A 12,761-nucleotide genomic window follows, 5' to 3' on the forward strand; every position below is an offset into this window, starting at 1 on the left:
CTTATCGTTTATTTATCTATTGTATATGAAAATATAATAGCAACAATAATAAGTAAGGCAAGAATGCACATGGTAACGAAGAGAATGTTGATAAGATTTTTGGTACGTCTTTTCCGCAATCTCCGCTTTTGTTCCATCTGCATATTGTCTAAGTTTATTAGACGTTGGCGATGATTCTTTCCCCTATGTGAATTTTGTGTTGTTAACATATTTTTCATTATAATATGCCGCAAAAGTAATAAAAAATATTGAGAACGCCACAATATTATTAAATAAATGCTACGGTTAGGCCTGCCATTACGATACTTACCATCGACATGAGCTTGATAAGAATATTGAGCGATGGCCCTGAAGTGTCTTTGAACGGATCTCCGACAGTGTCGCCAACGATAGTCGCCTTATGGCATGCAGAGCCTTTTCCGCCGAAGTTGCCTTCTTCTACCATCTTCTTGGCATTATCCCATGCACCACCGGAGTTAGCCATAAATATGGCCAATGTGAAACCGGCTGCCAATCCTCCTGTAAGAAGTCCTAATACTCCCGCTACTCCAAGCACTATACCTACGATGATGGGAATAATGATTGCCAAAAGAGAAGGCAGAACCATCTCGCGTTGTGCACTCTGAGTAGATATTTCCACACAACGGCTATAATCAGGAGTTGCCTTGCCTTCAAGAATTCCTTTGATATCCTTGAACTGACGGCGTACTTCTGAAACCATAGCACCTGCAGCTCTTCCTACCGCTCCCATGGTGAGACCACAGAAAAGATAGGCTGCCATTGCACCGATGAATGCGCCTACAAGCACTTTCGGATTTATTAAGTTTACTTGGAAGAATTGCATGAAATCTGTCATTGTTGCCGATTTCGGATCGAACACCGTACCGGCTGCACTGATGAATTGTTCGCCTTGTTCTACGGCACGAATCATTGCAATCTTGATTTCTTCAATGTATGAAGCCAGAAGAGCGAGGGCTGTAAGTGCGGCAGAACCGATGGCAAACCCTTTTCCAGTTGCTGCAGTAGTATTTCCTAAGGCATCTAAAGCATCGGTACGCTTTCTGATATCTTCACCTAATCCGCTCATCTCGGCATTCCCACCGGCATTATCGGCGATAGGACCGTATGCGTCTGTGGCAAGAGTTATTCCTAAAGTAGAAAGCATACCTACTGCAGCGATACCGATACCATAAAGACCACGACTGATGCTTTGGGCGCTCATACTCATATCGAAACCGTTTGCACAGAGATAACTCATCATGATTGCAACGGAAATAACTACAACCGGTATACAAGTAGAAATCATACCGGTACCGATACCTTTTATAATTACGGTCGCGGAACCGGTTTGTGAAGCCTCGGCAATCTTCTGGGTAGGCTTATAAGTTTGTGAGGTATAGTATTCTGTAGATTGCCCGATAATGACACCGGCGAGCAACCCACTGATAACAGAGAACGATAATCCCATCCAATTCTCCATGTTCAGTAAGTATAATATGATAAAAGTGGCAATTGCAATCAATATGGCTGATACGTTTGTTCCGAACCCAAGAGAATGGAGTAGTTCTTTCATTCCGGCACCTTCTTTCGTGCGGACGAGGAAAATACCGATAAGGCTTAAGAAGATGCCAACTGCTGCAATGATCATAGGGGCTATAACTGCACGTAGTTGCATTTCGCCATTCATAGCAAATGCTGTGGCACCGAGGGCGGCAGTCGATAGAATACTCCCGCAATAACTTTCATACAAATCGGCACCCATTCCTGCTACATCACCGACATTATCCCCAACATTGTCGGCTATTGTCGCCGGATTTCGTGGATCATCTTCTGGTATATCGGCCTCTACTTTGCCAACCAAATCGGCTCCAACATCGGCAGCTTTTGTATAAATACCGCCACCGACACGAGCAAACAGGGCTTGGGTAGATGCTCCCATGCCGAAAGTAAGCATGGTGGTTGTGATAGTAATGAGAGATGTTTGTTCTCCTGAATAGAACGCATTGAGAATAAGAAACCATATTGCAATATCAAGAAGTCCTAATCCAACTACAACAAGTCCCATTACGGCTCCGCTTCTGAATGCAATCTTCAGTCCTCTATCGAGCCCGCTTCGTGCAGCATTCGCAGTTCTTCCCGATGCGTATGTGGCAGTTTTCATGCCAAAGAAACCGGCCAGTCCGCTAAAAAAGCCGCCTGTAAGGAAAGCAAAAGGCACCCACGGATTTTGTACTTTCAACACGTATGCCATGAATGCGAAGATAATTGCAATGACAATGAATACATACAATACAACTTTGTATTGTTGTTTAAGGTATGCCATGGCGCCTTTACGTACATATAAGGCGATTTCTCGCATGCGTGGAAGTTCTTCATCTTCTTTCATCATCGTGCTAAAGAAGAACCATGCCATGCTTAATGCAATAACGGAAGCTATTGGTACAAGCCAAAATACAATAGGAATGTTCATAGTTTTAATAATTTAATGTTTTAGATGATAATTGGGACAAATATAGGAAAAAATAAGGAAAGTGTATAAAAAACAGATATTTTTCTGTTTCTTTAATAAATAAAAAGAATACTTCAACATGGCATGAAGTATTCTTTTTGTTATTTTTGGAGTAAGAAGAAAAGTGCTAAAATCTGAAGGATAGTTGTATGTCTACCATATTATAATTATGATCTGTACTTAAACTGCGATCATTGATGAAAGCGTATTCTCCACTGATTTTAAGGTTTTGGGCGAATTGGTAATCTAAACCAATTTCGTATTGTGTTCTGGCTTTATTCCATTCTGCAGTCGGGCGATACATATCGTAACGAGCTTTAGCATGCAATTTATTCTTTGTGATGGGTGCAATAGCGAGCATATATATGCCATCGGCCTTATCGCCGTCTGCACTGAGCGTACAGTCTTTTGTTTCTGTTGTCTGGTATGTTGTTTTAAATGCATTACCGGTAGAATGAATATATTCGCTTCTAAATGTCCAATCATCTACTTTATATTCTGCAGAAAAGGCATATCTACGTTGTTTAAGTTTACGAATACCGGATAATGTATTGCCCATATCGTCTTGCCAAGTTCCTTTTCTGGAGTAAGAACCGGTCCATCCGAATGCCCCAATTCGCATGCCTAAAACCGGCATAACCCAAATTCCGCCGATAATATCTTTTTGATGATCAACGTCTTTTACATTGATACCCTGCCCATTGAATACACCTATTTGGTAATGTATCAGAGTTCTATCGTGCTTATTTTTAAGAAGATCGCCTTGTAGCTGAATACCTAAATCTCTTCCATTCGATGCATGACTGCCATTACGGTCGTTAAATCCGACTAATTTAGTAACGACCTGCCCGTAACTCATGAAACCTTGATCAATGGGATGCATAGGATTTTCGAAACTGAAAGGACGTTTGAATTGTCCTAATTTTATCCGAAAATAATCATATTTCTGCCATTCTGCAAACAAATCTACAATGCGAGGACTGCTTCCCAATGTAGAAGTATTTCCGTTAAATTGAACCTGTGTTTTCCAATAAAAGTCGTTGAGAATACGGCCGTCAAGGGAAACTCTTGCCATGCGAAGATTAAATGTGTTCGATTTGGCATTTTCTTGTGAGCTGTACTGAAATTGTGTAATTCCATATCCCGATACTTTTACGTTGTTCAGCCAAGAGGGAAGTTTGATTTGTGCGTTTGCCATTATTGCAATAAAGCAATATAGTACAACAGCTAATCTTTTTTTCATGATTTCTTATTTTGTATTTTAAAGTTTACTCTGCAAAAGTAATATATTTTTTCAAGCTGCTGGAAATTTGATGAGAAAATTAAAACTAAAATGTAAACAGTTTACAATTTAAATATGTATATTTGCAAACATCATATATTAACAGGTTATGAAAAATTTTTTAGACCAAGACTTTTTATTAGACACAACGATTGCCTGTGATTTATATCATAATTACGCAAAGGCGATGCCCATATATGATTATCACTGCCATTTGAAACCTGAATTGGTAGCGGAGGACCGTCATTTCAGGTCTATCACAGAGTTATGGATAAAAGACGATGTCTATAAATGGCGTGCAATGCGTACTCATGGAGTCGAAGAAAAGTATTGCATAGGAGAGGAATGCAGCGATTGGGAGAAATTTGAGAAATGGGCCGAAGTGTTTCCATATACAGTATGTGAGCCATTGTATCTATTATCGTGTTTGGAATTGAAAACAATATTTGGGATTACTAAGGTGTTATCTCCCGAAACAGCTCGTGAAATTTATGACGAATGTAATGAGAAATTGCAGTCAAAAGAGTATTCCTCATTGGAATTGTTGCGAAAGTTTCATGTCGAAGTATTATGGACTACCGATGATCCTACTGATGATTTAACCAGTCATCGGCAGCATAATCAGAAAGATAAAAATACAAAAATGTATCCATCGTGGCGCCCGGATCAGGCTATGAACATAGAACGAGAAGGTTTTGCCGACTATGTTGATAGGCTTAGGAATACAGCCGATCTTGACATTTGTTGCTTTTCGGATATGCTGGATGCATTAAGTATGCGCCATCAATATTTTGTTGATCATGAATGTTGTCTGTCAGATCATGACATAGAAGAATTTTATGATGAAGAATTTACGGACTCTCAAATAGACACAATATTTAGGAAAGCGATGCGTGGGATGAGACTTTCAACTCTTGAAATTCATCAATACAAACATTGCTTTTTAAGAAAAATGGCAGAGATGGACTATGCTACGGGATGGACACAGCAATTCCACTGCGGAGCAATCCACGACAAAAGTAATTTAATTAGTAGGTCTGTTGGCCGAAAGTATGGTTTTGATTCGATAGGTGTCTTTAATACAGCGAAAGCAATGGGGCATTTTATGGATTATTTGAGTTCGGAGAATAAGTTGACTCGTACAATTTTATATTCGATAAATCCATCGTCGAATGATATGATTGCAGCTATGTTAGGAAACTTTCAAGACGGTTCTTGTCAGGGAAAGATACAATTCGGGTTAGGATGGTGGTTAAATAATCAGTATGATGCCATATTGCGTCATCTTAATGCAATTTCGGTTGATGGGAACTTTTCGCATTTTATAGGTTTCATGACCGATTGTCATTCTTTACTATCTTTCTCACGGCACGAGTTCTTTAGAAGAATATTGTGTAACGTAGTCGGAAACTTCGTTGAGAGGGGATTGTTGCCCTATAATGAGCCGTTGCTGGCACGATTGGTCGAAGATATTAGTTATAATAATGTAAAAAGGTATATTTCTCCAACATGATTTTACCATTTAAGACTGTTGTTTTTATTAAGTCTATGGTCAATTAAACTAATAAATATTTGCCTCTTTGAAAAAATAAGACTAATTTTGCCAAAGATTATAAAAATAACCCATCCATTGTATGAAGAGATTTTTTATACCGATGTTCACACTGTCGTTGTTGATAGCGATGGCAGGATGTTCGGGAAGTAAGAAAGTTGCTTATTTTCAGAATATCGATTCAATCAGTTTAGCACCGTCACGTGGGCTTTATGATGCAAAGATCATGCCGAAAGATATGCTGTCGATAACTGTCAGTACCACAGATCCGGAGGCTTCCCGACCTTTTAATTTATCTGCATTAAATACTGTAAATGCGTCAGGAAGCAGTACGGGGAGTTTACAGACATATCTTGTAGATAATGATGGTAATATTAATTTCCCTGTCGTAGGAACCTTGCATGTTGCAGGACTGACCAAGAATGAATGCCAGAATACGATTAGAGATAAGATATTGCCTTATATGGCAAAGACGGAAAATCCGATTGTTACAGTACGCATGTCAAGCTATCGAGTGACGGTAGATGGAGAAGTTAATAGTCCGGGGGTTATTCCTGTAACGACAGAAAAGATGAGTGTGATCGAAGCTTTGGCACAAGCAGGCGACTTAACTATCTACGGTAAACGAGACAATGTGTTATTAATACGTGAAGATGAGACAGGACAGAAGAGCGCACATCGGCTGAATCTTAATGATGCGAATTTACTTAACTCACCTTACTATTATTTACAGCAAAATGATATATTATATGTAGAACCAAATGGCGTTAGAGCTAAAAATTCATCTATCGGTTCTTCCACAACGCTTTGGTTCTCGTTTGTTGGAATAGTTACTTCGGTTGCTTCCTTATTAGTGAATATTCTTCGCAAATAAATATTTAAGAGCCAAGAGATTAGCAATCTCTTGGCTCTTAAAGTTTATTAGAGCTACATCATCTTTTTATTGATAATAGAATGTAGGAGTAGCAGGTTTAAACAGATTATAAACTTGGCTTGGAGTATAGGTGTATAGACGATAAAATATTTTTAGAGAAGTTTTAGTAAAGAATTGATGGAAATCTTAAAACATGAATGTGGCGTTGCGCTTATAAGGCTATTAAAGCCATTGGAATATTATCAGCATAAATATGGAACGTGGATGTATGGTCTGAATAAACTCTATTTGATGATGGAGAAAGAACATAACCGCGGGCAGGAAGGCGCCGGATTGTCTTGTGTAAAGTTGGATACGGAGCCCGGACAGGAATACATGTTTAGGGAAAGGGCAGAAGGAAAGGATGCAATTACTAAGATTTTTAGTGCTGTCCAGAATAATTTTACCAATTTATCTAAAGAACAACTTGCCGATGTGGATTTCGCTAAACAGAGTCTACCGTTTGCCGGAGAACTGTATATGGGGCATTTGAGATATTCTACAACTGGGAGGCAGGGAATTTCTTATGTACATCCTTTCTTGCGTAGGAATAATTGGCGTGCCAAGAATCTTAGTCTTTGCGGAAACTTTAATATGACGAATATTAATGAAATATTCGAAAAACTGACAAAGCAAGGACAGTGCCCGCGTATTTATAGCGACAGCTATATCATGCTTGAGTTGATGGGGCATAGGTTGGATAGGGAAGTAGAGCGGAACTTTGTAGATGCAAAGGCAAAAGGATTAAAGGATCAAAATATCACTTCGTATATAGAAGATCACGTTAAAATGGGCAATGTCTTGAAAACCACAATGGCCGATTTTGATGGCGGTTATGTAGTATGTGGCATTACAGGGAGTGGAGAAATGTTTTCTATGCGTGATCCTTGGGGAATACGTCCGGCATATTATTATATGAACGAAGATATTGTGGTGCTTGCAAGTGAGAGGCCTGTATTGCAGACGACATTTGATATCGAGTGCGATGATGTGCAGGAGTTGCTTCCGGGAACAGCTTTAATTGTAAACCGGAGCGGCAAGTGTACCATTGAGCGCATACTCAGCCAAAGAGGAGATAGTGCATGCTCGTTTGAACGAATATATTTTAGTCGTGGAAGCGACCGTGATATATATAAAGAGCGCAAGAAACTTGGAGAACAACTGACCATGCCTGTGCTCAAAGCCATAGATAACGATGTGGACCACACTATATTCTCATTTATTCCTAATACTGCGGAAGTTGCCTTTTATGGACTTATTCAAGGTTTTAAAGAGTACGTACATAAAAAAAAGATACAAGCAATTGATCATTTGAACCATAAGCCAAGCCGAGAGGAATTGGAGAGCATTCTTTCAAAGTCTGTCCGTGTGGAGAAGGTTGCGTGGAAAGATATCAAGTTGCGTACTTTTATTACTGAAGGCAATTCACGTAAAGACCTTGCTTCGCATGTCTATGATATTACTTACGAGAGTCTCCATCCTTATGAAGACAATCTTGTAATTATTGACGATAGTATTGTGCGTGGAACGACGTTGAAAGAGAGTATTTTCAGAATATTGGATCGGCTGCATCCTAAAAGATTAGTTGTTGTTAGTAGTGCTCCACAGATACGTTATCCAGACTATTATGGTATTGATATGGCCCGTCTTGAAGAGTTCTGTGCATTTCGTGCGGCTATAGAATTGATAAAAGATAGAGGAATGCATCAACTGATAGAAGATACTTACAGAAATTGTCTTGAAGAAATAAAGACGCAGAAATCAGAGATAAGGAATTGGGTGAGGGATATTTACGAACCGTTTACTGTCGAGGAAATCAATGAAAAGATTGTAGAGATGTTACGTCCCAATGGGATGGCTACTCCTGTAGAGATTGTTTATCAGTCGATAGAAGGCCTGCATACGGCAATCCCCGATAATCATGGGGATTGGTATTTTACGGGGAATTTCCCAACGCAGGGAGGGGCTAAGCTTTGCAATCAGTCGTATATCAATTATATAGAAAAGGTTTATCAGTACGAACAGAAATTTTAAGCATATAATGAGAAGTGTAACACTATTATTATCGGATGGAACAAAGTTTCATGGAAAGAGCTTTGGATATGAAGCTCCGGTGGCTGGAGAAGTTGTGTTCAATACGGCAATGATGGGTTATCCGGAATGTCTGACGGATCCGTCGTATGCAGGACAACTAATGACGCTTGCATATCCTTTGGTTGGAAATTATGGTGTGCCGCCATTTACTTTCGAAGCAAATGGTATACCTACTTTTATGGAGAGCGATAGAATTTATGCGTCTGCTATTATTGTTGCTGATTATAGTGAACAATACAGCCATTGGAATGCCCATGAAAGTCTTGCGGAATGGCTGAAAAGGGAAAAGGTTCCCGGTATTACTGGTATAGATACACGGGAACTTACCAAGGTGTTGCGTGAACATGGAGTAATGATGGGGAAAATCATCTTCGATGATGAACCGGCCAATATTCCAGATGCAAGTTACGAAGGAGTAAACTTTGTCGATAAAGTTAGCTGCAAAGAAATTATTAAATATAATGAGGGAGCCGGTAAAAAAGTTATTTTGGTAGATTGTGGTGTTAAGGCAAATATCATAAGAAGCCTAATTAATCGTGGGGTAGAAGTAATACGCGTTCCATGGAATTATGATTATACAAACTTAGAATTTGATGGCCTGTTTCTTGCCAATGGGCCGGGCAATCCCGATATATGCGAAGAGGCTGTCAATATTATCCGTAAACAAATCAGCATGAGTAGGAAACCTATATGTGGAATTTGTATGGGAAATCAACTTCTGGCTAAAGCCGGAGGAGCAAGCATTTATAAACTTAAATATGGTCATCGTTCGCATAATCAGCCTGTTCGTATGGTTGGGACTAATAAATGTTACGTTACAAGTCAAAATCATGGATATGCCGTTGATACCAAGACACTCGGAGAAGAATGGGAAGAATTGTTTATCAATATGAATGACGGGAGTAATGAAGGTATCAAACATAAGATCAATCCATGGTTCACGTCGCAATTTCATCCTGAGGCATGTTCTGGTCCGGTCGATACTGAATTCATATTTGATAAATTTGTTGAAACATTAAAGTAAAATACATCATGAAAGATGAAAACATAAAAAAGGTTCTGCTTTTGGGATCTGGGGCTTTGAAGATTGGCGAAGCGGGGGAATTTGATTATTCCGGTTCGCAAGCACTCAAAGCATTGCGGGAAGAGGGAGTGTCTACGGTGTTGATAAATCCCAATATTGCGACTGTACAGACTTCCGAAGGTGTTGCGGACCAAATTTATTTTTTACCCGTGCAACCTTATTTCGTTGAACGTGTTATTCAGAAAGAGCGGCCTGATGGTATTCTTCTATCTTTTGGCGGACAGACCGCATTGAACTGTGGAGTAGAGCTCTTTAAAAGCGGTATGCTCGATAAATACAATGTGAAAGTACTCGGTACCCCTGTACAGGCAATTATGGATACCGAGGATCGTGAACTCTTTGTGGAGAAATTGAATGAGATCAATATTAAGACAATCAAAAGTGAGGCATGTGAGAACATAGTACAGGTGAGGAAAGCTGCAGCCGATCTTGGTTATCCCGTTATCATCCGTGTAGCCTATGCACTTGGGGGACTTGGTAGTGGTTTCTGTGATAATGAAGACGAATTGAATGTATTGGCAGAGAAAGCTTTCTCCTTTTCTCCACAGGTTCTTGTAGAGAAAAGTCTAAAAGGATGGAAAGAGATAGAATATGAAGTGGTTCGCGATAGATATGATAATTGTATCACTGTTTGCAATATGGAGAATTTCGATCCACTTGGTATTCATACGGGGGAATCTATTGTCATAGCTCCATCTCAAACATTAACAAATAGCGAATATCATAAGTTAAGAGCTCTTTCTATAAAGATTGTACGTCATATCGGCATTGTTGGAGAATGTAATGTGCAATATGCTTTCGATCCACAAAGCGAAGATTACCGCGTTATAGAAGTGAATGCCCGCTTGAGCCGTTCTTCTGCTCTGGCTTCTAAAGCCACGGGGTACCCTCTTGCTTTCGTAGCAGCAAAGCTTGGTATGGGGTATGGGCTATTTGAATTGAAGAATTCCGTTACTAAAACAACGAGCGCATTCTTTGAACCAGCTTTAGACTATGTCGTCTGCAAGATACCGCGTTGGGATTTATCTAAATTTCATGGAGTAGATAAGGAATTAGGATCATCGATGAAGTCTGTGGGAGAAGTAATGGCTATCGGACGTAATTTCGAGGAAGCTATCCAGAAGGGACTGCGCATGATCGGGCAGGGAATGCATGGATTTGTTGAAAATAAAGAACTTGTTATATCTGATATCGACGCTGCTTTGAAAGAACCTACCGACAAACGTATCTTTGTTATTTCGAAAGCAATGCATAAGGGGTATACCATAGACCAAATTCATGAGTTGACAAAGATTGACAGATGGTTTCTGCAAAAACTGAAACATATCATTGATATTGATGAGAATTTGAAACGGTGCACGAGTATTAATTCAATGGATAAAGACTTGTTGCGTATTGCAAAGATATATGGATTTACAGATTTCCAGATTGCACGTGCTCTTCGATTAGATAAGGAAATCAGCAATATGCACAAAGCTGCACTTACTGTCCGGAGGTTGCGTAAAAGTTTTGGTATCTTGCCGGTTGTCAAGCAGATTGATACACTTGCTGCTGAATATCCTGCACAGACCAACTATCTCTATGTTACTTATGCAGGTGTGAAGAGTGATGTGCGGTTTGATACTGACAGACGTTCTATTATTGTGCTCGGTTCCGGTGCCTATCGCATAGGCAGTTCCGTGGAGTTCGATTGGTGTGGTGTTCAAGCACTGAATACGATACGTAAGGAAGGATACCGATCAATTATGATCAATTATAATCCTGAAACGGTATCGACAGATTATGATATGTGCGATCGTCTGTATTTTGATGAACTTACTTTCGAGCGTGTGTTAGATATTATAGAATTCGAAATGCCTTATGGTGTTATCGTGTCAACGGGTGGACAGATACCCAATAATCTGGCCATGTGGTTAGATGCAGAGAATGTTCCACTTCTTGGTACTGCCGCTAAAGATATAGATAACGCAGAGGATAGGGCTAAATTCTCTGAGCTGCTTACACGTAACGGTATCAATCAACCCGAATGGAGCACACTTACTTCGATGGACGATATAAAACTGTTTGTAGATAGAGTGGGCTTCCCTGTATTGGTGCGTCCCTCGTATGTACTTTCAGGGGCGGCAATGAACATTTGTTCAAACAAAGAAGAGTTGGAGCGTTTTCTGCAATTGGCTGCCAATGTGTCAGAAGATCATCCCGTGGTAGTAAGTAAGTTCATCGAAAATGCAAAAGAAATAGAGATGGATGCCGTGGCGCGTAATGGCGAAATCATGGCTTATGCCATTAGTGAACATATCGAATTTGCCGGTGTACATTCTGGAGATGCTACGATACAGTTCCCACCACAAAAACTTTATGTAGAAACGGTACGTCGCATTAAGCGTGTAAGCCGTCAGATAGCGATGGCGTTACATATCAATGGGCCGTTCAATATACAGTTTATGGCACGTGAGAACGATATCCTTGTTATTGAATGTAATCTGCGAGCCTCTCGTTCTTTTCCTTTTGTAAGTAAGGTGTTGAAATTAAATTTGATCGATTTGGCTACGAAGATAATACTCGGTATACAAGTAAAAAAGCCGAATAAGAATTTGTTTGATTTGGATTATGTAGGTATTAAAGCGAGCCAGTTCTCGTTTAATCGTTTACAGAAAGCTGATCCGGTTCTTGGTGTTGATATGGCTTCTACCGGCGAAGTCGGCTGTTTGGGAGATGATACCAATCAGGCATTGTTGAAGAGTATGTTGAGTGTGGGTTACCGCATTCCGAAACATACCGTATTACTTTCAACGGGAGGGGCTAAGCAAAAGGCCGAGATGCTTGATTCTGCAAAGACGCTTATAAGATATGGATACAAATTGTATGCCACGGGGGGAACGTCTAAGTATTTATCCGATAATGGTATAGACAACATACGAGTATTTTGGCCTTCGGACGAGGGAAAGGAACCGCAAGCACTAACATTGCTTCATGAAAAGAAAATCGATATGGTGGTTAATATTCCTAAGGATCTTACTCCCCGCGAACTGACGAATGGCTATAAAATTCGTAGAGCTGCTATTGATCTTAATATTCCATTGATAACAAACAGTCGTTTAGCGAGTGCGTTTATTCAGTCGTTCTGTGCTTTGAAACTTGATGATATAGATATCAAAAGTTGGGCAGAGTATTAACCGATATCTTTTATTCCTTTATGGTAAAGGTGTTAAAATGCGGATATTTTTATTCTTCATCTGTAAAGTAGAGTATTTGGTGTGAAGGAAAATAATACGATTTGTGTTGGAAGTCCATGTGACTTGGGATAACTTTATCAAATAAAAAAGA

Annotated in this window: 7 protein-coding genes; 5 read left to right on the forward strand and 2 right to left on the reverse strand. The window is 39.8% G+C overall.

All coding sequences use genetic code 11. The annotated features are described in order from the left end of the window. Positions 1 to 268 precede the first annotated feature (268 nt). Positions 269 to 2,470, reverse strand: coding sequence for a sodium-translocating pyrophosphatase (locus BN3912_RS05675; protein WP_023983282.1), 2,202 nt, complete (start codon positions 2,468 to 2,470; stop codon positions 269 to 271). 166 nt (positions 2,471 to 2,636) lie between these two features. Beyond that, complete coding sequence (locus BN3912_RS05680; RefSeq protein WP_023983281.1) at positions 2,637 to 3,752, reverse strand: porin; 1,116 nt, start codon at positions 3,750 to 3,752, stop codon at positions 2,637 to 2,639. A gap of 148 nt (positions 3,753 to 3,900) precedes the next feature. On the opposite strand from BN3912_RS05680, the gene uxaC reads away from it, so the two are divergent. The 5 genes from uxaC to carB all read left to right on the forward strand — a co-directional run bounded on the left by uxaC (position 3,901) and on the right by carB (position 12,610). Next, positions 3,901 to 5,304 (forward strand): glucuronate isomerase, encoded by a 1,404-nt coding sequence (uxaC, locus tag BN3912_RS05685; protein WP_023983280.1) that lies wholly within the window; start codon positions 3,901 to 3,903, stop codon positions 5,302 to 5,304. 121 nt (positions 5,305 to 5,425) lie between these two features. Then, the gene (locus tag BN3912_RS05690; RefSeq protein ID WP_023983279.1) at positions 5,426 to 6,217 is read left to right on the forward strand and encodes a polysaccharide biosynthesis/export family protein; all 792 of its coding nucleotides are present in this window, start codon (positions 5,426 to 5,428) and stop codon (positions 6,215 to 6,217) included. 177 nt (positions 6,218 to 6,394) lie between these two features. After that, complete coding sequence (locus tag BN3912_RS05695; RefSeq protein WP_023983278.1) at positions 6,395 to 8,290, forward strand: amidophosphoribosyltransferase; 1,896 nt, start codon at positions 6,395 to 6,397, stop codon at positions 8,288 to 8,290. 7 nt (positions 8,291 to 8,297) lie between these two features. Further along, a complete protein-coding gene (gene carA / locus BN3912_RS05700; protein ID WP_023983277.1) occupies positions 8,298 to 9,374 on the forward strand; it encodes a glutamine-hydrolyzing carbamoyl-phosphate synthase small subunit in 1,077 nt (358 codons plus the stop codon). A gap of 8 nt (positions 9,375 to 9,382) precedes the next feature. Beyond that, entirely contained in the window at positions 9,383 to 12,610 is a 3,228-nt protein-coding gene (carB, locus tag BN3912_RS05705; protein ID WP_023983276.1) for a carbamoyl-phosphate synthase (glutamine-hydrolyzing) large subunit, read from the forward strand. The last annotated feature ends 151 nt before the right edge of the window (positions 12,611 to 12,761 follow it).

The organism is Prevotella phocaeensis, from assembly GCF_900065875.1.
Classification (GTDB): domain Bacteria; phylum Bacteroidota; class Bacteroidia; order Bacteroidales; family Bacteroidaceae; genus Prevotella; species Prevotella phocaeensis.